This window comes from Thermoanaerobacterium butyriciformans (assembly GCF_017874545.1).
In the GTDB taxonomy this organism is placed as follows: domain Bacteria; phylum Bacillota; class Thermoanaerobacteria; order Thermoanaerobacterales; family Thermoanaerobacteraceae; genus Thermoanaerobacterium; species Thermoanaerobacterium butyriciformans.
Map to the genome: position 1 here is coordinate 1 of NZ_JAGGLT010000036.1, position 24,429 is coordinate 24,429.

At 31.6% G+C, this 24,429-nt stretch carries 23 protein-coding genes; all 23 read right to left on the minus strand.

Annotated features, from left to right (window positions below; genetic code table 11):
- Window positions 1-138: 138 nt before the first annotated feature.
- On the minus strand, window positions 139-2,295 hold the full coding sequence (locus tag J2Z80_RS13205) for an FtsK/SpoIIIE family DNA translocase (protein ID WP_209454804.1): 2,157 nt from the start codon (window positions 2,293-2,295) through the stop codon (window positions 139-141).
- A 91-nt stretch (window positions 2,296-2,386) separates the two neighbouring features.
- Complete coding sequence (locus J2Z80_RS13210; RefSeq protein ID WP_209454805.1) at window positions 2,387-2,599, minus strand: YlzJ-like family protein; 213 nt, start codon at window positions 2,597-2,599, stop codon at window positions 2,387-2,389.
- Between the two features lie 6 nt (window positions 2,600-2,605).
- The gene (locus J2Z80_RS13215; protein ID WP_209454806.1) at window positions 2,606-3,307 is read right to left on the minus strand and encodes a ClpP family protease; all 702 of its coding nucleotides are present in this window, start codon (window positions 3,305-3,307) and stop codon (window positions 2,606-2,608) included.
- 51 nt (window positions 3,308-3,358) lie between these two features.
- Complete coding sequence (gene dapG / locus J2Z80_RS13220; RefSeq protein ID WP_209454807.1) at window positions 3,359-4,594, minus strand: aspartate kinase; 1,236 nt, start codon at window positions 4,592-4,594, stop codon at window positions 3,359-3,361.
- 69 nt (window positions 4,595-4,663) lie between these two features.
- On the minus strand, window positions 4,664-4,921 hold the full coding sequence (locus J2Z80_RS13225; protein WP_209454808.1) for a YlmC/YmxH family sporulation protein: 258 nt from the start codon (window positions 4,919-4,921) through the stop codon (window positions 4,664-4,666).
- An 18-nt stretch (window positions 4,922-4,939) separates the two neighbouring features.
- On the minus strand, window positions 4,940-5,392 hold the full coding sequence (dut, locus tag J2Z80_RS13230) for a dUTP diphosphatase (protein WP_280953200.1): 453 nt from the start codon (window positions 5,390-5,392) through the stop codon (window positions 4,940-4,942).
- Complete coding sequence (locus J2Z80_RS13235) at window positions 5,385-6,632, minus strand: M16 family metallopeptidase (protein WP_209454809.1); 1,248 nt, start codon at window positions 6,630-6,632, stop codon at window positions 5,385-5,387. The genes dut and J2Z80_RS13235 overlap by 8 nt, the downstream gene beginning before the upstream one ends.
- Window positions 6,633-6,652: 20 nt before the next feature.
- Window positions 6,653-7,300 (minus strand): polysaccharide deacetylase family protein, encoded by a 648-nt coding sequence (locus J2Z80_RS13240; protein ID WP_398506857.1) that lies wholly within the window; start codon window positions 7,298-7,300, stop codon window positions 6,653-6,655.
- A gap of 167 nt (window positions 7,301-7,467) precedes the next feature.
- Window positions 7,468-9,570 carry a polyribonucleotide nucleotidyltransferase gene (locus J2Z80_RS13245; protein ID WP_209454811.1) on the minus strand — a complete coding sequence of 701 codons (2,103 nt, stop codon included), beginning with the start codon at window positions 9,568-9,570 and terminating at the stop codon, window positions 7,468-7,470.
- A 79-nt stretch (window positions 9,571-9,649) separates the two neighbouring features.
- Window positions 9,650-9,916: a 30S ribosomal protein S15 gene (gene rpsO / locus J2Z80_RS13250; RefSeq protein ID WP_013297885.1), complete on the minus strand. Its 267-nt coding sequence runs from the start codon at window positions 9,914-9,916 to the stop codon at window positions 9,650-9,652.
- A gap of 100 nt (window positions 9,917-10,016) precedes the next feature.
- On the minus strand, window positions 10,017-10,949 hold the full coding sequence (locus J2Z80_RS13255) for a bifunctional riboflavin kinase/FAD synthetase (protein ID WP_209454812.1): 933 nt from the start codon (window positions 10,947-10,949) through the stop codon (window positions 10,017-10,019).
- Window positions 10,950-11,819, minus strand: coding sequence for a tRNA pseudouridine(55) synthase TruB (gene truB / locus J2Z80_RS13260; protein WP_209454813.1), 870 nt, complete (start codon window positions 11,817-11,819; stop codon window positions 10,950-10,952).
- A 6-nt stretch (window positions 11,820-11,825) separates the two neighbouring features.
- Window positions 11,826-12,779 (minus strand): DHH family phosphoesterase, encoded by a 954-nt coding sequence (locus J2Z80_RS13265; protein ID WP_209454814.1) that lies wholly within the window; start codon window positions 12,777-12,779, stop codon window positions 11,826-11,828.
- Window positions 12,776-13,135: a 30S ribosome-binding factor RbfA gene (gene rbfA, locus J2Z80_RS13270; protein ID WP_209454815.1), complete on the minus strand. Its 360-nt coding sequence runs from the start codon at window positions 13,133-13,135 to the stop codon at window positions 12,776-12,778. The genes J2Z80_RS13265 and rbfA overlap by 4 nt, the downstream gene beginning before the upstream one ends.
- Window positions 13,136-13,149: 14 nt before the next feature.
- Window positions 13,150-15,210 carry a translation initiation factor IF-2 gene (gene infB / locus J2Z80_RS13275; protein ID WP_280953201.1) on the minus strand — a complete coding sequence of 687 codons (2,061 nt, stop codon included), beginning with the start codon at window positions 15,208-15,210 and terminating at the stop codon, window positions 13,150-13,152.
- The gene (locus J2Z80_RS13280) at window positions 15,197-15,517 is read right to left on the minus strand and encodes a L7Ae/L30e/S12e/Gadd45 family ribosomal protein (protein ID WP_209454816.1); all 321 of its coding nucleotides are present in this window, start codon (window positions 15,515-15,517) and stop codon (window positions 15,197-15,199) included. The genes infB and J2Z80_RS13280 overlap by 14 nt, the downstream gene beginning before the upstream one ends.
- Window positions 15,510-15,779 (minus strand): RNase P modulator RnpM, encoded by a 270-nt coding sequence (gene rnpM, locus J2Z80_RS13285; protein WP_013297892.1) that lies wholly within the window; start codon window positions 15,777-15,779, stop codon window positions 15,510-15,512. Before rnpM ends, J2Z80_RS13280 begins: the two co-directional genes overlap by 8 nt.
- 16 nt (window positions 15,780-15,795) lie before the next feature.
- Window positions 15,796-16,833 (minus strand): transcription termination factor NusA, encoded by a 1,038-nt coding sequence (gene nusA / locus J2Z80_RS13290; RefSeq protein ID WP_013297893.1) that lies wholly within the window; start codon window positions 16,831-16,833, stop codon window positions 15,796-15,798.
- An 18-nt stretch (window positions 16,834-16,851) separates the two neighbouring features.
- The gene (rimP, locus tag J2Z80_RS13295) at window positions 16,852-17,307 is read right to left on the minus strand and encodes a ribosome maturation factor RimP (RefSeq protein WP_132775100.1); all 456 of its coding nucleotides are present in this window, start codon (window positions 17,305-17,307) and stop codon (window positions 16,852-16,854) included.
- 146 nt (window positions 17,308-17,453) lie between these two features.
- The gene (locus tag J2Z80_RS13300) at window positions 17,454-21,692 is read right to left on the minus strand and encodes a PolC-type DNA polymerase III (RefSeq protein WP_209454817.1); all 4,239 of its coding nucleotides are present in this window, start codon (window positions 21,690-21,692) and stop codon (window positions 17,454-17,456) included.
- A gap of 13 nt (window positions 21,693-21,705) precedes the next feature.
- Window positions 21,706-22,335 carry a glycosyltransferase family 2 protein gene (locus tag J2Z80_RS13305; RefSeq protein ID WP_209454818.1) on the minus strand — a complete coding sequence of 210 codons (630 nt, stop codon included), beginning with the start codon at window positions 22,333-22,335 and terminating at the stop codon, window positions 21,706-21,708.
- Window positions 22,335-23,396 (minus strand): flavodoxin-dependent (E)-4-hydroxy-3-methylbut-2-enyl-diphosphate synthase, encoded by a 1,062-nt coding sequence (ispG, locus tag J2Z80_RS13310; protein WP_209454819.1) that lies wholly within the window; start codon window positions 23,394-23,396, stop codon window positions 22,335-22,337. The genes J2Z80_RS13305 and ispG overlap by 1 nt, the downstream gene beginning before the upstream one ends.
- An 11-nt stretch (window positions 23,397-23,407) precedes the next feature.
- Complete coding sequence (gene rseP, locus J2Z80_RS13315) at window positions 23,408-24,424, minus strand: RIP metalloprotease RseP (protein WP_209454820.1); 1,017 nt, start codon at window positions 24,422-24,424, stop codon at window positions 23,408-23,410.
- Window positions 24,425-24,429: the final 5 nt, after the last annotated feature.

Here is a 24,429-nt window from a genome sequence, read left to right on the forward strand (position 1 = left end):
TCTCTGTGCCGTACACTCTAATTATACCACGATTCCTACTGTCTATCGTGATAGTTTTCGTTTATCGTGATGCTGTCAAAGCATGATGTTTATTTACAAAGAAAAGTATATACTATATAAATCATATTGTAAAGAATATTATCTACCCGTTATCTTTTTTATTTCCTCTTCTGAAAGCAATATTTGCCTTGGTTTAGAACCATCATAACCGCTTATGATTCCCTTTTGTTCCATTTGATCAATTATTCTAGCTGCTCTGGCATACCCTATTCGAAGCCTTCTTTGCAACATTGATATAGAAGCTTGTCCCGTTTCTACAATAATATTAATTGCATCGTTCATTAATTCATCTTCTTCTATATCTTTATTTAATGAATTTTTAGGCTCAATAAATATTTCCTCATATTTTGGCTCTGATGTATTTGTTTTTAAAAAGTTTACTATACCCTCTACCTCTTTATCAGATATAAAAGCACCTTGAACGCGTATTGGTTTTGATTCACCAATCGGATAATAGAGCATATCTCCTTTCCCTAACAATTTTTCTGCACCTGCCATATCCAATATGGTTCGCGAATCTATTTGAGATGTAACTGCAAAAGATATTCGTGATGGTATATTTGCTTTTATAACACCTGTTATTACATCTACTGAAGGTCTTTGTGTTGCAATCACTAAATATATACCAGCAGCTCTTGCCATCTGTGCTAATCTACATATATATTCTTCTACTTCGGCAGGTGATACCATCATAAGATCTGACAATTCATCAACAATAACGACTATTTTAGGCATTGCATTGACGCCATGTATCTTATTATACCCTTCAATATCTCTAACATTGTTTTCTGCAAAAGTTTTATACCTTTCTGTCATTTCGTTGACAACCCAGTTAAGAACACCTGCAGCTTTTTTAGGATCAGTAACAACAGGTGTAAGCAAATGTGGAATCCCATTATATATGTTTAATTCAACAACTTTTGGATCTATCAATATCATCTTTACTTTATCTGGCGAAGCTTTAAACAAGAGGCTTACAATCAATGTATTTATACAGACACTTTTCCCTGAACCTGTAGCACCAGCTATTAATAAGTGTGGCATTTTAGATAGATCAGCAACAACTATATTTCCAGCAATATCTTTGCCTAGTGCTATTGTTAAATCTGATTTGCTATCTCTAAACTTTTTCGTATCTAGAACTTCTCGAAGGGTTACAACCGATATCTTTTCGTTTGGTACTTCAATGCCAACAGCAGATTTCCCCGGAATTGGCGCTTCAATCCTTACAGATGGTGCCGCAAGGCTTAATGCAATATCGTCAGTTAAACTAACTATTTTACTGACTTTAACACCAGGACTTGGCTGTATTTCGAATCTTGTAATGGCTGGTCCTCTGCTGACCTGGACTACTTTTGCATCAATAGCAAAGTTTTTCAGAGTTTGCTCTAATTTTCTAGCGTTTTCTATTATCAAATTATTATTAAGTTTTTGTTGTGGTGTACCTTCTTTCAACAAAGTTAATGGAGGAAAAATATAATTTTCTTTTGTTTTTTCCTTACTTTCTTTTTTTGTTGATTGAATATCATTTTCTATCTGATTTACTTTTTCTTCAAAAACCGGTTGGATGATTTTTAATTCTTCTTCCTTGTTATTTTTTATTTTTTCTCTTTCATTTTTACTTATAAGCTCTTTTTCTATTGTTGTTGGTATATTGTCATTATTTTCTATTTTTAATAAATCTTTTTTGCTTTTGTATAAGTCTATAAATTTAAATATGTATTTATATAAACTTTTCATAGATTCGATGAAAGAGATATCTGTAAGAATCATGCCGCAAATAATTGAAGTAGCGATTAATAGTAACCAACTGCCTACTACTCCTAAAAACTTAATAAGTGCAAATACAATAATAGCAGCAACTGCACCGCCACCTGAGTTTTTATTGCCATATTTTATGCTTTCTAAAACGTAATTTTTAAAAAGTCCAGTATCATGATACAAATATATTTGAGCCATACTTATGAAACATAAAAATATAATTAATAGATAAATAATTTTCTTATAATCTAAAAAGTCTTTGCTCTTAAATAAAAGAAATAATGCATATACAAAAATTAATAAAGATAAAGCATATGATCCAATGCCAAATAAACTTTTTAATAAAATTACTATTTCTTTTCCCACAATACCAGTCGTATCTGAATAAAGGCTAATTAATGAAATAATTGAAAAAGTCAAAAATATTATACCAAGTATTTCATCGCGGAAATTGTTTTTTGTTTTTGCTTTCATTATTATCACCCAATAATTAATTCTACATCTTTCATCAAAATCCTTTTTATCAAAAAAATAGATGTGTTTAGCACATCTATTATAGCATAATTTATATTTTTTTAAAATCGATTGTATTTCCTGGCATATATTTAGTTTCTAAATAATCATTCGGATTTGTTGAATATAATCTTATAATTTTATAACTGTTTTCTTCTTTTTCTAAAAGAAACATTTTTCCTTCTATATTTATTTCAATAATATTATCTTTTGTATTATCGCGATGTTCAAATATAAGCTCATATGGTATTATTGTATATAACATTACATATCACCTTTTATTTTCTTTTTCTTTAATCAACTGTTGAAGTTTATTTATTGCTTCAGAAACACCTCCAACTTCATCAATTAGTCCATAATCTACAGCTTCCTTACCTACTAAAATGGTACCCACATCATTTGCTAATTCTCCTATTTTTAGCATAAGATTCATAAAAGCATCTCTTTTAATTCTTGAATTTCTTATCACAAACTCAACTATTCTGTCCTGCATTTTGTTGAAATAGTCAAATGTTTGAGGTACTCCTATTACTAATCCTGTCATCCTTATAGGATGGATCGTCATTGTTGCACTTGGTACTATAAAAGAATAATTAGACGACACTGCTAGAGGCACTCCTATACTATGTCCACCACCCAATACAATTGATACTGTTGGTTTCGATAAGCTAGATATCATTTCCGCTATTGCTAATCCTGCTTCAACATCACCGCCTACTGTATTTAAGAGTATCAAAAGGCCTTTTATTTGAGGATTTTCTTCGATAGCTACCAACTGTGGAATTATATGTTCGTATTTTGTTGTTTTATTTTGTGGTGGCAAAATAAGGTGCCCTTCAATTTGACCGATTATTGTAAGACAATGTATACTACTTTCGAAGTTTGGTAAATTTGTTTGTCCAAAACTCTGTATGTTCTGTTGTACTGCTGTATTCGTTTGTGGAGGCAAGTCGTCATTTTTAAATGTATTCATTTTATCACGCTCCTATAAGTTTAGTATAAAAAAATTAGCGCATATTATGCGCTAATTGTAATTTTCTAGCTTAAATTCATCGTGTAAAACTTTAACAGCTTTATCTGCTTTATCTTGACTTACAAGGCACGATATAGTGTTATGAGAGTCAGACGTTTGATAAATTTCAATGCCATTTTCAGATAATGATTTTATTATTCTTGCCATGACACCTGGCACACCACGAATTCTGTTGCCAATTATTGAAACTTTACTGCAATTTTTTCTTTTTTCGTATTTTATTTGATTTTCATTTAATAACTGCTCTAATTTTGTTAAATCAAATTCAGAAATAGTAAATATTTTTTTGTCAGGAAAGACATTTATTAAGTCAATGCTGATTTTTTCTTCTGCAATCTTCCCAAATATATCTTTATCATCTTTATCTAAATCCATAATAATTTGAACTCTGTTATTCATATTTGCTATTCCTGTAACAAGATTATCAGACTCATAAATATTATTATAAACATTGTTATATTGAGTAATTATGGTTCCAGGGCTATCACTCATTGTATTTTTTATTATCAACGGTATATTGCCTCTCATTGCGATTTCTACTGCGCGTGGATGTATAACTTTAGCGCCTTGTTCTGCTAGTTGAAAAACTTCATTATAGCTTATTCGCTTTAGTATATGTGCATTAGATACGATTCTAGGATCTGCAGTCATAATGCCATCTACATCTGTATAAATTTCAACAGCATATGCCTTCAATGCTTCCCCCAGCAGTGCAGCAGTTGTATCGCTGCCACCTCTACCTAATGTTGTCACATCACCATCTACTGTTATTCCTTGAAAACCGGCCACAACAGGAATTATATTTTGATTTAAAGCATCGAGAATGTACTGCGGCTCTACTCTAATTATTTCTGCATCTCCAAAATTATTATCTGTAATGATTCCTGCTTGTCCTCCAGTAAAAACTTTTGATTTATAGCCTTTGCTCATTAATGTATTGGCAAAAATTACACTTGAAATGATTTCACCACAGGACATTAATATATCAAGTTCTCTTTTTGGCATATCCTTATATATGGATTTTGCAAAGTTAATCAATGTATCAGTTGCATAAGGATCTCCACTTCTTCCGATAGCTGATACTACAACAACAGGCATAAATCCTTGTTCAATAGCATCTCCTACTTTTGAAACTGCCATATTTCTTCTTTCAGCTGTTGATACTGACGTGCCACCAAATTTTTGAACTAAGATGTTCGTATTAACCACCCTTTCATTAAATGTCATGCCAAATAAAAAATCATTTTAATAATATTATACTTTATTGTGTTAATAAAGGAAAGTACATTTCCACCATCAAAAAAATTTTCTCATCTTATCGAGTTCAACTTCGACAATTATCATATCGTTGCCTATTTTTTTTATGTATTCCCAAGGTATTTCTACGTAATTAGGTTTACTTCTAAAAAGAGAACCTTTTGATTCGTAAACAATAATTGAATTTATTTTCCCTGTATTTTCATCTATTATAAGATCTGAATCTTCTATCAAGCCAAGTCTTTTGCCGTCATTTAAATTGACGATTTCTTTATTACCAAATTCACTTAACCGCATTTTATCATCTCCATAAAATTATAGTCCTGTATGGCCAAAACCATTTTCACCTCTTTTAGTATCATCCAATTCGGATACTTCTAGTATTTCGGGTGTTTCTACTTTGTTTATAATCATTTGTGCAATTCTAACACCTCTTTTTACGATAAAGTCTGATTTTCCTAAATTAATGATTATCAATTTAATTTCACCTCTATAATCGGAATCAATAGTGCCTGGTGAGTTTAACATTGTTATACCATTTTTTAGCGCAAGTCCACTTCTTGGACGAATTTGTGCCTCATAACCTTCGGGTAATTGTATCATTATACCTGTTTCAATCAATTTAATTTCGCCTGGTTTTATTATTACATCTTCTTTAACTTTTGCATACAGGTCCATGCCTGCAGCACCACTGCTCATGTATTTTGGTAGAGGCAAATCTAAAGCATCATCGGTTTTCTTTATTTTAAGTACAATTTTATTACTCAATTTTCAACCATCCTATCTGTTTTTTATTTATATTTCCTACTATAGAAATTCCTAATTGACCTATATTAAATATTTTTTTTGCAAGATTATTTACATCTTCATGTTCAATAGACTTTATTTTATTTATTATATCATCAACAGTGTAAATTTTCCTCAGAAAAAGAAGTGACTTTCCCATTACAGACATTCTGCTGCTGATGTTATCCATATCCATTAAAATACTTATTTTTAGTTGTTCTTTAAATTTGTCGATTTCATCTTCTGAAAAACCATTTTCTTTTACGCTGTATATTTCATCTCTAATTATTTCATATACTGTCTTTAAATTTTCGATTGATGTGCTAGCAAATATTGTAAATGCTCCAGTATCAATATATGTAGAAGGATATGAATATATTGAATATACAAGCCCTTTTTCTTCGCGAATTTTTTGAAATAGTCTAGAACTCATACCACCTCCAAATGCATTGTTAATAATAGATAAAGAATATATATTTTCAAATGAATATTTTATACTGGGCATACTTATACATATATTTATCTGCTCATATTCTTTGCTTTTTAATATAATTCCTTTGTTCCAGTTAGGTTTTTCTAAAAGCATTTCTGTCTTTGAAGAAATTACTTCTGCTGTTTTTTCGGCAATAGAATCAAATATTGAATCATCAAAATTTCCAGCAATAGAAATGACAATATTTTCTTTTATATAATTGTTTTTATAATATTTTATTAACATGTCTTTATCAAAAGATTTTACAGTATCTTCTGTTCCAAGAACCGGATATGATAATGAATTGCCATTCCAAACAAGGCTTGACAGCATATCATATGCAAGGTCTTCTGGAGAATCATTATTCATGTTTATTTCTTCGATAACTACTTTCTTTTCCTTTTCTATATCGTCATCTTTGAAAAAAGGATTAAATACCATGTCAAAAAGTACATCAATTGCTTTTTCTATGTATGATTTATATACTTTTACATAAAAACATGTACTTTCTTTCCCTGTAAAACCATTTAGCTGCCCTCCAATGTTATCAATTTCTTCTGCTATGTCTTTAGCACTTCTTCTTTTTGAGCCTTTAAACACCATGTGCTCGATAAAATGAGATATACCATTTTGTTCTTTTTTTTCATGCCGTGAACCTACTTTCAGCCATATTCCTATATAGACTGAGCTTACGTATGGCATTCTATATGCTACTACGTCTATATCATTAATCTTCTTTTGTATATACATTTACTACCTCCTTGATTAGATTATTTTAAAATATTTGAAACGTTAGTAATTACATAACCTTTTTCCTTTAAATCTTTTATAATAGTAGGTAATGCTTCTACTGTTCCTTTAGTCGGATGCATTAATACTATTGCTCCATTATGTGCTTTTTTTACAACTCTGTCAATAATATTGTTAACTCCTGGGTTACTCCAATCAATTGTATCAAGACTCCAAAGAATAACCTTATATCCCAGATTTTCGACGGTCTTTACAACGTCATCGTTGAAATCGCCATATGGTGGAGCAAAGAGATTGGGTTTAACACCAGTTATTTTTTTAAGAACATCTCCAGCCTTAGTAATATCTTCTGCATATTTTTCCTTACTCCACTGTGTATATTTAACATGGGTATATCCATGACTTGCAATTTCATGCCCTTCTTTTGAAATCTGTTTAACTATTTCTGGATTCTTTTCTGCCCATTGTCCTTCAAAGAAAAAAGTTATTTTTACATTATTTTCTTTAAAAATTTCTAGCATTTTAGGAATATATTCATTTCCCCATGCTACATTGCACGCAAAAGCTATCTTTTTTTCATTAGCATCTCCTTTATATATAGGATCATTTGTGTTAAATGTAGCTATAGAATGATTAATTAAAATACCTAACAAAATTATTGCAATAATTATTACTAAAATCAACAAAATTGTAGGTTTCTTAGGGTATTTTATATAATATATTTTCAATGCTAACACCACCTTATCTATTTTCTTACTAAATTTTATTAGATGGTGTTAACATATATTACATTTTTATTAAATAAAAAACATAAACCATAAGTGGTTTATGCATTTTACATTTCCTTGTCATTTTTAGGTTCGTCTGGCAAAGCATCTTTCCTTGATAAATTTATTCGCCCTTGTTTATCAATCTCAGTTACTTTTACTAAAATTTCATCTCCTATGTTTACAACATCCTCAACTTTATTTACATGTTTTTTATCTAGTTTTGAAATATGCACCAATCCTTCTTTACCAGGTGCAATCTCAACAAATGCACCAAATGAAGCAATTCTAGTAACCTTTCCTAAATATATTGCACCAACTTCTACATTTTTTGTTATTGCTTCGATAATCATTTTGGCTTTTTCGCCTGCTTTTAAATCAGTAGATGATATAAATACTCGTCCATCATCTTCTATGTCTATTTTGACACCTGTATCAGCAATTATTTTATTTATTGTTTTACCACCAGCTCCAATTATATCTCTTATTTTTTCAGGGTCTACATTTAAGCTAATTATTCTTGGAGCATAAGGAGATAATTCTTTTCTAGGCTCTTTTATTGTTTCTAGCATTTTATTCAAAATAAAAAGTCTACCTTTTCGTGCTTTTTCTAGTGCTGCTGATAAAATGTCGCGGTCAATACCAGCAATTTTTATATCCATTTGAATTGCTGTTATTCCTTTTTCGGTACCAGCAACTTTAAAATCCATGTCACCAAGAAAATCTTCTATTCCTTGTATGTCTGTCAGAATCGATACCGTTTCACCCTCTTTAATAAGTCCCATAGCAACACCTGCAACAGGCGCTTTAATCGGTACACCAGCATCCATAAGTGCCAGCGTACTTCCGCATACACTTGCTTGAGAAGTAGAGCCGTTTGAACTTAGTACCTCCGATACTAATCTTATTGTATATGGAAACTCTTCTTCGGATGGTATCATAGGCTCCAGTGCTCTTTCTGCTAGCGCACCATGTCCGATTTCTCTTCTTCCAGGACCTCTTAATGGTCTTGTCTCACCAACACTATATGGAGGAAAATTGTAATGATGCATATATCGCTTAGATTCTTCATCACCTAATCCATCTAATATTTGTATATCTCCAAGCGGTCCTAATGTTGCAACTGTCATCACCTGTGTTTGTCCGCGAGTAAATACTGCTGAGCCATGTGTCCTAGGCAAAACTCCCACATCGCAAGTTATAGGCCTTATATCATCAAGTCCTCTTCCATCTACTCTTATTTTTTCTTCAGTGATCATTTTTCGCATTTGTTCTTTTGTAATTGTGTATAGGACCTCATCGATATCAGCAAGGTTGTCTGGATACTCATCTTTAAAATGCTCTAGTACTTCTTCTTCTACTTTGTCTATGTTGTCATTTCTTTCCTTTTTTTCCTCTGTCCTAAGTGCATTATATATTTTTTCTGTTGCAAATTCTCTTACAAGATGTTCTAAATTACTGTCTATTTCATGTATAGTTACTTCTGCTTTAGGAAGTCCTACTTCTTTTACAATGCCTTCTATAAACTCTACTATTTTCTTTATGTACTCATGAGCGTACATAATTGCATCTAACATTACTTCCTCAGGAACTTCATTAGCACCTGCTTCAACCATCATAATAGCGTCTTTTGTACCAGAAACAGTCAAATGAAGATCGCTTTTTTCCCTTGTAGCCAAATCAGGATTAATTATAAATTTTCCGTCAACTAATGCTACCGACACTGAACCCGTAGGGCCATTAAACGGAATGTCTGATATAGATAATGCAACCGAAGACCCTATCATAGCTACAATCTCTGGCTGTACATCAGGATCAACAGACAAAACGGTAGCAATAACTTGTACATCATTTCTATAGCCATGTGGGAACAATGGCCTTATAGGTCTGTCTATTAGTCTTGATGTTAAAATTGCTTTTTCTGTGGGTTTACCTTCTCGTTTAATAAAACCTCCTGGTATTTTACCTACAGAATACAGCCTCTCTTCATAATCAACGCTTAACGGAAAAAAATCAATGCCTTCCCTTGGCTCTTTTGAAGCGCAAGCCGTCACTAATACCACAGTATCACCATATCTGACAAGTGCACTACCATTAGCTAGTTGTGCCAGTTTTCCAGTTTGGACTATTAATTTTTTCCCAGCAAGATCAAGTTCGAAATTTCTTTCCATATTATCCTCCTTTCAACCTTAATATATTTTTCCATTTAACAAAAGCTTTAATACAGAAAAAAGAGCGAGGTTACCCGCTCTATTTTCTTAAATCTAACTTTTCAACGATGGCACGGTACCTGTCCATATCCTTCTTCATTAGATAATTTAATAATCCTCTTCTTTGACCAACCATCTTAAGCAAGCCACGTCTTGAATGATGATCTTTTTTATGAACTTTTAAATGTTCATTCAAAGAATTAATTCTCTCAGTAAGTAATGCAATCTGAACTTCTGGAGAACCAGTATCTTTCTCATGGATTCTGTTTTGTGCAATAATTTCATTTTTTCTTTCTTTGTTTAACATGATTTCACCTCCGCTTTTAAATTCGCCAAATAGCATTGATAACGCCGGTGAACGTATATCAAAGCTATGGTAATTACGGATATAATTTTATCATAAAAATTTAATTATGTAAAATATATTTATGAGATTTTGCAAATACATAATCTTTTTTCATCTGTTCTATGAGTTCTTCTACACTATTAAATTTTATTTCATCGCGTATGCGCTTAATAAATTCAACTTCTATAAACATACCATAAATATTTTCATTAAAATCTACTATGTATGTTTCTACAGACAAGTTATTGACATTAAAAGTAGGATTAATACCAACGTTCGTTATACCTAAAAAATATTTATTAAGTATTTTTACTCTTGTTAGATATACACCATTTAAAGGAATGATATAATCTCTATCAATACTTATATTTGCAGTTGGAAATCCTAGCTTTCTCCCTACTTTTCTCCCGCTTGTAACATAACCTTCTAAGCTGAAATATCTTCCAAGACACTTGTTGGCTTCTTCAATTTTACCTTCTTGAATCAAAGAGCGTATATAACTGCTGCTAATTATGATTTTATTCAACTTCACAGGTTCAATGACTTCAACTTTATAATCATAGATTTTAGAAAAACTCTTAAGCAACTGAATATCACCACTGGCTTTATAACCAAATCTATAATTTTCTCCTACTACAGCAATTTTCATATTTAATTTGTCGATGAGAATATCCTTAATAAAATTTTCAGGCGAGAGTAATGAAAAATCTTTATTAAAGTCAAAAATTATGGCATAATCGAGCATAAACTTAGAGAATTCCTCTAATTTTTTTCTATTAGTTATTAACAGTTTAGGGAAATTTTTTTTACATATCGTCTTCATTGTATGCTGTCTGAACGTAAAAGCAGAGCTTGATATATTGTTAACCTTAGATAATTCAATGGCTTTTTTTATTAATTCTTGATGTCCAAGATGAATTCCATCGAAATTTCCAAGAGCGATCACCTTTTTATCATTATACTTTTTTATGTTATATTCATCGAGTATTACCAATTAGTCATCAGCTCCAAATAATAATCTTTCAACATATATTTTAGAATTATCTACGTTGCCAATGCCAATAAACAAATTATCTGGATTATACAGTTTAACAAAATTAGAATGTGCGTCTAAATAATTGTTTTCTATCGGGTGCCCATGTATTATTTTTTTGTAGTCAAGATTATTAAGGTGAATATCTGGAAATGGCAAAACATTACTCATTTCAATCATTTTGTATTTATCAGTCTTAATATCTTCTAATGTGTATGAATTTTCTAGTGAAAATGGCCCAACATTTATTCTAATCAGCATAGACATATATCCTGCGATATTAAGTTTATTACAAACATCTCTTACAAGAGCTCTTATATATGTGCCTTTTGAGCACTTTACATCAAACATTATTCTGTACGGTATATCATATGATACAAGTTTTATATCATATATGGTTATTGGCGAAGCTTTAATTTCAATATTTTTGCCTTCTCTCGCATATTCATAAAGTTTTTTTCCATTGATTTTTTTTGCAGAATAAATAGGTGGTACCTGTAAAATATCACCTTTAAATTTCTCTAGAACCTCTTGTATTCTATCAATAGTAAAAATTTTTACAGGTGTTACATTTGTTATGTTTCCAAACTTGTCAATACTGTCTGTTGAAAATCCAAAAGTTATCTCTGCCCTGTAAGTCTTGCTTTGTGATACTACATACTGGGATAATTTGGTTGCTTTTCCAATACATATAGGCAAGACGCCAGCTGCTCCTGGGTCAAGTGTCCCAAGATGTCCTATCTTTTTTATATTAAATTTTTTCCTCAAAAAAGATACAACATCATGCGACGTCATACCAGGTGGTTTTAATACATTCAAAAATCCATCCATATAATATCACTCATTTAGCTCATTTTTTATTAATTCTAAGACTTTATTTTTTACTTCATTTATACTGCTTTTTTTTAAAAATCCCGATGCTCTAGCGTGTCCACCACCGTTAAATTCTTTAGCAACTTTATTTACATCTACATAACTTTTTGACCTTAAACTTCCCTTTACCAAACCATCTTTCTCTACTAACATAACCGCAACTTCTACACTATCTATATCTCTTCCGAAATTGATGATATTTTCTACATCTGAAATATTTGTTCCCGTTTCTATAAAATCTTCTTTTTTTAATTCCATATATGCAACTTTTTCATTAAAATAAAGTTCCATTTTGTCTATAGCTTTGCTTATTAATTTTAGTTTGCTGTATTTTATGTTGTGAAAAATTATATCAGAAATTTTGCTTACAGAAACACCGTTATTTATTAAATCACCAGCAACTTCATGAGTAAATGATGTTGTTGAACTATACATAAAATTCCCTGTGTCTGTAACAACGCCTACATATAAACTTTCTGCTATTTCTTGATCTAAATCAATACCTAGTATTTTTATTAACTGATAAACAATCTCTGCTGATGAAGCTGCATTTGTATCGACATAATTCATATTAGCGTACAAAGTATTTGACACATGATGATCTATATTTATTGATTTAGGAACTATTTTTAATAATTCTTTTCCACTTCCCATTCTCTCAGCATCTGCACAATCTACTGCTATGAGTAAATCTGCCTTTTTATTGATCGGTCTTGTGATTTTATCTGTATACGGCATGAACTTATAAATATCAGGCACAACATCATCGATGAATATAGATATATCCTTATCCAATTTCTTCATTGCTTTATATAAAGCAGTAATACATCCAATGCCATCGCCATCTGGTGATAGATGTGTTACGGCAACTATTTCTTTCGCTTCATTTATGGAATCTAATATGTCATTTAAAATCATTTGTCTTCACTCTCTTGTTTATCTAAGTTTCTCAATATTTTTGAAATGTGTGCGCCATATTCTATCGAATTATCTATTTCAAATATCAATTCAGGAGTATATCTTAATTTAATTCTTTTGCCGAGTTCATGCCTTATAAAACCTGTTGCGCTCTTTAACCCTTCTAAAGTACTTTTTTTCTCATCATCATTGCCGTAAACGCTAATATAAATTTTTGCATACCTTAAATCCTTTGTAACTTCAATATCCGTTATACTTGTCATATTACTGATTCTAGGGTCTTTTATTTCTTCAAAGATCATTTTACTTACTTCTTTTTTTATTTCTTCCGACAATCGTCCACTTCTGTACTGCATTTTTATTCATCCTTTCAGCGGGGTATTTCTTCCATCTGATATGCTTCAAGCACATCACCTTCTTTAATATCATTAAATCTTTCTATGCCAATTCCACATTCAAATCCAGACTGTACTTCTTTTACATCGTCTTTAAACCTCTTCAGAGAAGATATCTTTCCTTCGAAAATCACTATGCCATCTCTTACAACTCTTATATTTGCATTTCGAATTATTTTTCCCTCTATAACGTAACATCCTGCCACATTTCCTACATTAGGAACTCTAAATACAGCTCTAACTTCAGCTTTGCCTAACTCTTTCTCCCTGAATTCTGGCTCTAGCATACCTTTCATTGCTGCTTTTAAATCATCTATAGCGTCATAAATTATTCTATAGAGCCTTATATCGACTTTTTCTTTTTCAGCCAAAGATTTAGCTTTACTGTCAGGTCTTACATTGAAACCTATTATTATAGCATTAGAAGCAGAAGCAAACATAACATCTGTTTCAGTAATAGCTCCTACTGCTCCATGAATAACTCTAAGTCTTACATCATCATTGCTTAATTGCTCAATAGAATTTCTTAAGGCCTCCACAGAACCCTGAACATCAGCTTTTAGAATAATATCAAGTTCTTTTACACTACCCTCTTTTATTTGATTAAACAATTCATCAAGCGATATTTTCTGCTTTTGCATTATTTCTTCTTCTCTGTACTTTTCTTTGCGTTTTTCTGCAATCGACCGAGCTTTTTTCTCATCATCCAATACTACTAGTATGTCACCTGCTTTTGGAACATCTGATAAACCTAAAACTTCAACAGGAATTGACGGTGTTGCTTTTTTTACTTTTCTTCCTTTATCATCAAACATGGCTCTTACTTTACCATAAGCGGTTCCAGCTATTATTACATCTCCTGTCTTAAGGGTTCCTTTTTGAACTAAAACTGTAGCAATAGGGCCTCTGTTTTTATCAAGTTGTGCTTCTATTATAGTCCCTCTAGCTGGCCTATTTGGATTAGCTTTTAACTCTAACATTTCTGCTTCTAATAATATCATTTCCAATAAATCGTCAAGTCCTATATTTTTTTGTGCTGAAACATTGACACAGATTGTATTGCCGCCCCAATCTTCAGGTACTAAGCCATGTTCAACTAATTCTTGTTTCACTCTATCCGGATTTGCATTCGGTTTATCAATTTTGTTTATTGCAACAATTATAGGAACGTTGGCAGCTTTTGCATGATTAATTGCTTCTATCGTCTGAGGCATTACACCATCATCTGCAGCAACAACTAGTACTGCAATATCTGTAACACTAGCGCCTCTTGCTCTCATGGCTGTAAATGCTTCATGTCCAGGTGTATCTAAAAACACAACTTTTTTTCCATTTATTTCTACTACAGATGCACCAATATGCTGCGTTATTCCACCGGCTTCACGTTGAGTAACGTTTGTTTTCCTGATTGCATCCAATAAAGAGGTTTTTCCATGATCTACATGTCCCATAACTGTTATAACAGGTGGTCTAGGAAGTAGATCTTTTTCATCGTCTTCTTTATCTATAATCTCAAGATTATCTTCGTTATCTTCTTTTTTTTCTAGTAAAAAGCCATATTCTTCAGCAATTTGTGATGCATTTTCGTAATCTATTTGTTGATTTATTGTCACCATTATTCCTCTTGATATTAATTTTTTAATGATGTCTGATGGGTTTATTTTCATTTTTTCAGATAGCTCTTTAACAGTAATAAAGGCAGGTATTGATATTATCTTAACCGTATCATTCTGCTGTACATTCATGTTACTTTCTTTAGCTTTTTTGCTATCAGATTTCTTCTGTTTCTTTGTAGATTTCTTTGAAGGTTTTTCATTGAGTTCTTCATATTCATCTACTAAATCATCTGTTTCTGTTTCTTCCTTTTCGGTTAACAAATCTATTATTAAACTTACTTCATCGTCTTCTAAAGTACTCATATGGTTTTTAACATTAATGTCTAAATCATTAAGTTTTGATATCAATTCTTTACTAGTCAATTTTAATTCTTTCGCTAATTCATAAACTCTAGTTTTTGACATTTTATTCACCTCCATTAGTTAGAACCTCCTCTGCCTCAATTGTTAATTTGTTGGATAGATTAACATCTGTAATGCCAATTACTGCTGTATCACCTTTCCCTATACTTTTTCCTATATCTTTTTTGTTTCCTACTATTAAATAGGGAATGTTTTTTCTATTACATAAGTTTATAAATTTTTTCTTTGTGTTATCGGAAGCATCTGCAGATATTACAACTAGACAAACCTTTAAATTGACAATGCCTTTTTCAACCCCAAAACTTCCAGCTAATAACTTACCAGCCTTTCTACACAATCCCAACATTGAATAAAATTTATTCATTTGAAACCTCTTTTCTCATTTGCTCAATAATATCTTCAGTCAGCGAAGTTTCTAATGCTCTTTCTATTTTTTTTGACTTTAAAGCCTTTTCAAGACAATCAATGTTTTTACATATATAGCAACCTCTTCCTGACATCTTTCCTGTAAGATCGACTTGGATATCATTGCTATGAGCTTTTTTGACTATTCTCAATAGTTCTTTTTTTGGTTTCATCTCTTGACAACCAAGGCACATTCGCATAGGAATTTTTTTTGCCTTCATATTCACCACCCCGACATTAAGATTTGGACGCAGATTCACTTGTTATATCAATTTTCCATCCTGTTAATTTAGCAGCCAGTCTTACATTCTGTCCCTCTTTGCCAATCGCAAGAGAAAGCTGATAATCGGGAACAACAACTCTGGCTATTTTTTCTTTTTCATCAATATCTATACTTAAAACTTTTGCCGGACTCAAAGCATTAGTCACAAATTCTTGTGGTTTTGAGCTCCACTTTACAATATCTATTTTTTCACCTTTCAACTCATTTACAACCGCTTGTACCCTAGCACCTTTATATCCAACACAAGAACCCACTGGATCTACATTCTCATCTTTCGTGTATACAGCCATTTTGGTTCTTGAACCTGGTTCTCTTGATATACTGCGTATTTCCACAATTCCTTGCTGTAATTCTGGCACTTCCATTTCAAAAAGTCTTTTTACAAGGCCAGGATGTGAACGAGAAATCAGTATTTGTGGCCCTTTTGTTGTCTTTTTTACTTCGACTATATAAACTTTTATTCTGTCTCCATGATTATAAGTCTCATTTGGTATCTGTTCATTCGGTGTCAATGTCGCTTCGGCTTTCCCTAAATCCACCAGTACGTTTTTTCTTTCAATTCTTTCTACTATTCCAGTTACAATCTCTGATTCTTTACTCAAGAAGTCTTCATATACTATGCCACGTTCTGCTTCTCTTATTCTCTGAACAACAACTTGTTTCGCATTTTGAGCTGCTATTCTTCCAAAAGATTTTGGTGTAACTTCGATATCAACGACATCACCAACTTGATATTTTTTACTTAACTTTTGAGCATCTTCTAAACTTATTTCGAATAAATCATTATAAACATTCTCAACAACAGTTTTTTGTGCATAAACTTTAACATCGCCGGTTTCTCTATCCATTTTTACTTTTACATTCTGAGCAGTTCCATAATTTTTTTTATATGCTGAAACTAAAGCAGCCTCAATTGCTTCAAACATCGTGTCTTTAGGGATACCTTTATCTTTACAAATTTGATCAAGTGCCTCAATAAATTCACTATTCATTAATCTCCCTCCTTCAATTCAAAATTTAATTACAGGTTTAACTAAACTTATATCTTTAATATCAAACTCTTTTCTTTTACCATTGTCCGTTATTACTACTTTGTCATTAATTAATCCCACAAGCTCTCCTTCATACTTTTTCTTTTTATCTATTGGCTGATATAATGAAACTTCAACTAAACTGCCTTTAAATTTATCAAAATCTCTCTGGGTCTTTAATGGTCTATCTATACCAGGTGATGATACTTCAAGTATGTAGCTATTTTCTATTGGATCCACTTCATCAAGCTTTTCACTAAGATACTCACTAATTATTTGACAGTCGTCTAAAGTAACTCCCCCATTCTTATCTATATAAACTCTTAAATACCAATTGTTACCTTCTTTTTTGTATTCAACATCAACCAATTCAAAATTGTTTTTCTCTATAGCAGGAGCAACAAGATTTCTTGTCAGCTCTTCAATTTTCGACAATCTGATTACCTCCTTATCTTATATCCTTAATTAATTTTGTGTAAAAAATACAATTATATAATACGAAAGAGTGGGAAATCCCACTCTTAAGTTTAATTTCTATTTTGCCATAACAATTATAACATACACAAATAACCAATGCAACATTAAAATAAACTTAATTGATTTGACTCAGGAATATCTTGCAAACATCCGTGCTGTTTTAAAATCTCAATTACCGTCTTGCTGATTCTGGTTCTGTTTCTTAAATCTTCTATAGACAGGAATTTACCGTTTTTTCTTTCTTCTGCTATTATTTTTGCAGCCTGTTTCCCAATTCCCTCTAAAGAATTCAATGGAGGTAATATACCGTCTTTAGTAATAAGAAATTTAATTGCATCAGATTTATACAAATCTACATCAGTAAATTTTAGACCTCTTAAATACATTTCTAGTCCAACTTCTAGTATTGTCAATAGTCCCTTTTCTTTAGCTGTAGCATTATTTCCTTTTGATTCAATCAACCTTATATTCTCTTTTATCTTTTCTATAGAATTCATTATATCTAAGTTAAACTCATCCGCTCTAACAGTAAAATATGTTGCATAAAACGCCTCTGGGTAATGTACTTTAAAATAAGCAATTCTAAAAGCCATAATTACATATGCAACAGCATGTGCTTTAGGGAACATATATTTAATTTTTTTACAAGATTGAATAAACCAATCTGGAACATCATGTTTTTTCATCTCTTCAATTTCTTCATCTTTTATGCCTTTTCCTTTTCGAACGCTTTCCATTATTTTAAATGACAATTTTTTATCCATTCCTTTGCTGATAAGAAACAACATTATGTCATCTCTCGTAGAGATTACTTCTTTAAGGGTTGCCTTACCTTCTTTTATAATGTCCTGTGCATTATTTAGCCATACATCAGTGCCATGCGAAAGACCACTAATTCTGACAAGCTCAGCAAATGTTGTAGGTTTAGTATCTACAAGCATTTGCCTTACAAATCTGGTACCAAATTCAGGCAGACCCAAAGTGCCAACTGTGCAATTTATATCTTCTGGCTTAATATTAAGCGCGTCAACACTTGTAAATAAACTCATCGTCTCTTTATCATCTAATGGTATTTCTCTTGCATTAACACCTGTCAAGTCCTCCAACATTCTAATTACCGTCGGATCATCATGACCTAATATGTCGAGTTTTAGCAATCTTCCGCTTATAGAATGATAATCAAAATGGGTTGTTATTATATCAGAATCTTGTGCATCCGCAGGATGCTGTATTGGTGTAAAATCATAAATATCCTTGTCTTTAGGTACTACCATGACACCTCCAGGATGTTGGCCGGTTGTTCTTTTTGCACCAGTACAACCCATAACTAATCTTTTAATCTCTGCATTGTGGACTAATAAGTTTTTTTCTTCAAAATACTTTTTGACAAATCCATAAGCAGTTTTATCGGCTAATGTACCAATAGTACCTGCTCTAAATACGTGTCCTGTGCCAAAGATTTCTTCCGTATATTTATGAGCTATTGGTTGATAATCGCCAGAAAAATTGAGATCTATATCAGGTTCCTTATCACCTTCAAAGCCGAGAAATACTTCAAATGGTATATCATGACCATCCTTTTTCATCTTTGTACCACAATTTGGACAATTTTTATCAGGCATGTCCACACCGGAACCATAACTTCCGTCTAAAACGAATTCGGAATATTTACATTTAGGGCATATGTAATGTGGTGGCAATGGATTTACCTCTGTTATTCCACTCATAGTTGCCACAAATGACGAACCAACAGAGCCCCTCGAACCGACTAAGTAACCATCATTTAAAGATTTTGTAACTAATTTTTGTGCAATAATATACATCACAGCATAGCCATTATTTATGATAGAGTTTAACTCCTTGTCTAACCTCTTTTCCACTATTTCTGGCAACTTTTCACCATATATTTCATGCGCTTTATTAAGTGTCAATTTTCTTAATTCTTCTTCTGCGCCTTCTATTGACGGAGGAAAAGTACCATCAGGAATTGGTTTAACATCTTCTATTAATTCAACTATTTTATTAGGATTGTCAATAACTATTTCTTTAGCAGTTTTTTCATCAAAGTAATTAAACTCACTTAACATTTCTTCTGTTGTTCTAAAATACAATGGAGGTTGTCTATCAGCATCTTTAAATCCTTTCCCGTACATAAGTATTTTTCTATACACGTTATCCCATGGTTCTAAAAAATGGACATCACATGTTGCAACAACAGGCTTTTTAAAGCGCTTTCCAAGTTCATAAATGCGTTTATTTATTTTTATCAGTTCTTCTTTGCTTTTTACTTCACCTTTATCGATTAAAAATTCATTATTGCCTAGAGGCTGTATCTCAAGATAATCGTAATACCTAATTATTTCTTGCAATTTGTCGTCATCAAAATTTGATATCAATCCTCTAAAAACTTCCCCTTGTTCACAAGCAGAACCAATTAACAATCCTTCTCTCATTTGTGTTAATAAACTTTTAGGAATTCTTGGATTCCTGTGGAAATACTCTAAATTAGATTTTGATACTAATTCATATAAATTTCTTAATCCTTTCTGATTTTTTACAAGTATTATTACGTGATATGTAGGCATTTTTTTAATGTCAACTTTATTCTTTAAATAACTATTTATTTCATTTACTTTATATACTCCATTTTCCTTTAGTTTAGCAATACTTTTAAGAAAAATTTCAGCAGTTGCTCTAGCATCATCTACAGCTCTATGATGATTTTCAAGTGAAACTCCAAGATACTGTGCTACTGTGTCAAGTTTGTAATTTTTTAAATTTTCATACATATGTCTGCTTAACTCCAAAGTATCTAAAACAGGATTGTCTACTTCAATTCCAATATTTTTAGCCTTTGTCTTTATAAATGTCACATCAAAATTTGCATTATGAGCAACAAGAGTAGAACCTTTTATAAATTCCAAAAATTTAGGCAAAACTTCTTCAATTGGTGGATATCCATTAACCATATCATCTGTTATTCCAGTCAATTTTGTTATAAATCTTGATATATGAATTTGTGGATTTACAAAAGTTTCAAATGTATCTATTATTTGGCAATCCTTTATCTTAACGGCACCAATCTCAATAATACTATCATTGATACTTGATAAACCAGTTGTTTCAATATCAAATACGACAAAGCTGTCATCAATAGTTCCAGATGCATTTCCACTGACGATCGGAACACCATCATTGACAAGATAGCCTTCCACACCGTAGATGACTTTGACACCATATTTTTTAGCAGCACTCTGAGCTTCAGGATAAGCTTGTAAGACTGCATGATCTGTTATCGCTATAGCCTTGTGCCCCCACTCAGATGCTCTTTTAATTAAAGACTCAGCAGAACTTACGCCGTCCATACTGCTCATTTGCGTGTGTACATGCAATTCTACTCTTTTTTCTGGTGAATTGTCCATTCTCATGATTTTTTCAGCAATTTCAATATCCTTTGCATTTATAATTAAATCTCTTTCGTATTTATCGTATATGACAGTTCCACGTACCTTAACGCAGCTTCCTACACTTAATTTATCTTTAGTTGCATTATACTTTTCATCACTTAAAAATGCTTTAACTGAAAATGATGACGTGTTATCTGTTATATCAAATGTCATCAAATATTTAGATTTGATTTCGCGATATTCTAATGCAAATATTTCTCCTTGTATTGTTACATCATCGCCTTCTTGAGATATTTCAGAAATTTTTATGACTTCTGAATTTATCTCTTTGCCAAGTAATACTTTTTTGTCATCATTATTGACATTGCTTGCAGCCTTCTGTACATCTTCAGTTGGAGATGTAATTATATTATTTACAATCATTTCTTCGTCTTTTTGTATTTTTTTATTAACCTTGCTATTTAATGACTCATCAAAATCCAAAATAAGTTCTACATTTAAACCATAATATTTTTTTATCAATTCACAAATATATATATTGATTTTATTTTTCTTTAAGAAATTATAGGCCACTTCATTTGACGCTTTTATTAAGACCTGTTGGTTGTTTTTTATACAGATATCACAAGACTTTATAAAACTTAATGTTCCAGGGTATTTTTCACTTGCTCTTTTTACAATATCCTCCCAATGATCACTTATAATCGAAGAAATATTATTGATATCTGAATCTGAACTTTTAAATTTAAACTCTATATTTTGTAACTGGGGAATTTTTGATTTAATAGTGGATTTTAAATTTTCTAATTTTGTTATTTCTTTTTCTAAATTAAAAGGTAAATACAATATAAGCTTTTTTTCTTTCAAGGAAAGGCTTATTTTATTTACTTCTATATCGTTTATACCGAGATCTTCTTTAAAAAAAGAAGGTAGCATTTAAATGCACTCCTTACATCCATACCTTTAAAATATCTTTGTACATCCTTAATCTGGCTTTAAAACCTTTGATAAAACCTAGTTTTTCTTCTTTCATAATGTGTGTCATATTCTCTAGCTGTACATGTTGTACTCTTAAATGTTTTTCTTTTGCATATTTTGTCAGTGCAACTTCTATTCCATATTTTAAAATATCTATATCTTTATCATTTATAAACTCTATAAATAAATCCTTTTTTAAAGCTCTCTGTCCAGACAAAAAAGGTGCTATTTTTTGTGCTAAATCTGTTCTTTTTCTTCCAGATGAAAATACGCCAACCGTCATGTCACAATTGTTTTCCAAAACAGGTTTCACTAATTTATTAAAGTGCTCTGGAGTAAAACCGATAAGATCCGCATCAAGCAAAACCAAGAAATCCCCATTAGCAGCTTGGATCCCTCTTTTTACCGCAGCACCTTTGCCTAAATTTGTCCTTAAATTTATAAGTTTAACTTCAAAAAGAGAAACTACTTTTTCAGTGTCATCTGTTGAACCATCATTTACCACAATTATTTCATCTATAATATTGATTTTTTTAAGTACGTATAAGACATTTTTTATATTTTTCTCCTCATTATACGCAGGTATAATTACAGATATCATTATAATTTCTCCTTCAATATATCGTTAAGTTCCTTAATAAATTCATCAAAAAGCTTATCTTCTGGAACTTTTTTAATTATCTTCCCCTTTTTAAAAATAAGGCCTTCTCCAATACCTCCAGCTATTCCTATATCTGCTTCTTTCGCTTCTCCAGGACCATTAACTGCACATCCCATTACAGCAACTTTTATGTCTTCTTTAATGTTTGCCGTTGCTTTTTCAACTTTTTTGGCTAAATCTATCAAATCAATTTTAGTCCTTCCGCATGTTGGACAAGAAATTATTTCTACGCCTCCTTTTGATAATCCCAATGATTTTAATATTTGCTTACCTACTTTTACCTCCTCAAGAGGATTGCCAGTTAATGAAACTCTGATAGTATCCCCAATACCCATATACAACAATGTTCCTATGCCAATTGAAGATTTTATAGCTCCTGAAAAAATTGTTCCAGCTTCCGTAATACCAACATGAAGCGGATAATTTACTCTCTCTGAAATTAGTTTATACGATTCTATTGTAAGGGGGACATTTGAGGTTTTTAAAGATACCACTATATCATAAAAGCCACACTTTTCTAATAAAGAGACACTTTTTAGTGCACTTTCTACAATTCCCTCTGCCGTTACGCCACCATATTTATTTAAAATATTTTTTTCCAAGGAACCAGAATTAACACCTACTCTTATAGGAATTCCTGCATCTTTGGCTGCAGCTACTACTAATTTAAGCTTATCATCTCCACCAATGTTGCCAGGATTTATCCTAATTTTATCTGCTCCATTTTTTATTGCCTCAATTGCAAGCCTATAATCAAAGTGAATATCTGCCACAATAGGAATGCTAATTTCCCTTTTTATTCCCTTAATGGCGTTTGCAGCTTCAAAATCAAGCACTGCTACACGTACTATATCACAACCAGCATTTTGTAAATCTCTAATTTGATTGACAGTTTTCTCTATATCTTTTGTATCTGTATTTGTCATTGATTGTAGAGCAATTGGATTGTTTCCCCCTATATATATGTTTCCGATCCTTACTTCTTTTGTTTTTTTTCTCATATAATCACCTTTTATTTAAAGATATTTATTCGAATCAAATCTCTGTATGTAGCAAAAAGCATAAGCGCAATCAACAATATAAAGCCAATATAGTGGACGAAACCTTCTTTTTCCGGATCGACAGGTTTTCCTCTGATTTTTTCTATCAGCACGAATAAAATCCTACCACCATCCAATGCTGGGAATGGCAATAGATTAAATAAACCCAGATTAACACTTATAAGTGCTGCAAATGTCATTAAGTTCAGTATACCAGACTTTGCCTCTGCACCAATGGCTTGAACTATGCCAACTGGACCCATCAAATCATTTGCAGATACTTTACCCGTTATAAGCATGTACAAGGATAAAATTATCATTTTAGAAAAAAAGATTGCCTGCTTCGTACCAGTACTAAAAGCCAAAACTAAAGATCTTTTATACTGAGGAACAATTCCTATCATTGGCTTTGAAGCATTTTTATCATAAGTAGGTACAATAGTTTTAGTTAAAATTACGTTATCTCTTTCTATCGTAAGTTTTAGTTTAATCCCATTATTTGAATTAATTATATTTTGTAATGTATCCCAATCATTTATTTTTGTATTGTTTATCATTACTATTTTATCACCTGGCATGATTCCGGCTTTTTCTGCGGGATATCCGCTTATGGTAGAACTAACAATCGGCACTGGACTTCCAACTATGTAGAAAACCATAATCAGAATGATAAAAGTCAATAATATATTCATTAAAGGCCCAGCTGCAAAAATTCCTAGCCTTGTGTACCAAGGTTTATTAGTTACAGCTCTTTTATCATTAGATATTTCATCTTCACCTGCTAAAGCACAAAAACCACCAAATAACATTATTCGAAATGAATATTCTGTTTCACCATATTTTTTCGAAAAGATCTTTGGTCCAAAGCCAACAGCAAATTCATTAACTTTTGTGCCAGACAATTTTGCGACTATAAAATGTCCAAACTCGTGGATCGTGACTAAAATGCTCAATACAATTACACTTACAACAATGTAAAAAAATATCACTTATC

Bases quoted from the DNA above. Each gene is read 5' to 3' on its own strand.
- J2Z80_RS13300 (WP_209454817.1), bottom strand. From the start codon at position 21,692: ATGCTACCTTCTTTTTTTAAAGAAGATCTCGGTATAAACGATATAGAA.
- truB (WP_209454813.1), bottom strand. From the start codon at position 11,819: ATGGATGGATTTTTGAATGTATTAAAACCACCTGGTATGACGTCGCAT.
- J2Z80_RS13280 (WP_209454816.1), bottom strand. From the start codon at position 15,517: ATGAATAAATTTTATTCAATGTTGGGATTGTGTAGAAAGGCTGGTAAG.
- nusA (WP_013297893.1), bottom strand. From the start codon at position 16,833: ATGAATAGTGAATTTATTGAGGCACTTGATCAAATTTGTAAAGATAAA.
- infB (WP_280953201.1), bottom strand. From the start codon at position 15,210: ATGGAGGTGAATAAAATGTCAAAAACTAGAGTTTATGAATTAGCGAAA.
- rpsO (WP_013297885.1), bottom strand. From the start codon at position 9,916: ATGTTAAACAAAGAAAGAAAAAATGAAATTATTGCACAAAACAGAATC.
- J2Z80_RS13305 (WP_209454818.1), bottom strand. From the start codon at position 22,335: ATGATATCTGTAATTATACCTGCGTATAATGAGGAGAAAAATATAAAA.
- J2Z80_RS13245 (WP_209454811.1), bottom strand. From the start codon at position 9,570: ATGGAAAGAAATTTCGAACTTGATCTTGCTGGGAAAAAATTAATAGTC.
- J2Z80_RS13210 (WP_209454805.1), bottom strand. From the start codon at position 2,599: ATGTTATATACAATAATACCATATGAGCTTATATTTGAACATCGCGAT.
- J2Z80_RS13205 (WP_209454804.1), bottom strand. From the start codon at position 2,295: ATGAAAGCAAAAACAAAAAACAATTTCCGCGATGAAATACTTGGTATA.
- rbfA (WP_209454815.1), bottom strand. From the start codon at position 13,135: ATGCAGTACAGAAGTGGACGATTGTCGGAAGAAATAAAAAAAGAAGTA.
- J2Z80_RS13235 (WP_209454809.1), bottom strand. From the start codon at position 6,632: ATGTATATACAAAAGAAGATTAATGATATAGACGTAGTAGCATATAGA.
- J2Z80_RS13215 (WP_209454806.1), bottom strand. From the start codon at position 3,307: ATGAATACATTTAAAAATGACGACTTGCCTCCACAAACGAATACAGCA.
- dapG (WP_209454807.1), bottom strand. From the start codon at position 4,594: ATGACATTTAATGAAAGGGTGGTTAATACGAACATCTTAGTTCAAAAA.
- ispG (WP_209454819.1), bottom strand. From the start codon at position 23,396: ATGAGAAAAAAAACAAAAGAAGTAAGGATCGGAAACATATATATAGGG.
- rnpM (WP_013297892.1), bottom strand. From the start codon at position 15,779: ATGAAGGCAAAAAAAATTCCTATGCGAATGTGCCTTGGTTGTCAAGAG.
- J2Z80_RS13265 (WP_209454814.1), bottom strand. From the start codon at position 12,779: ATGATTTTAAATGACATATTAGATTCCATAAATGAAGCGAAAGAAATA.
- J2Z80_RS13225 (WP_209454808.1), bottom strand. From the start codon at position 4,921: ATGCGGTTAAGTGAATTTGGTAATAAAGAAATCGTCAATTTAAATGAC.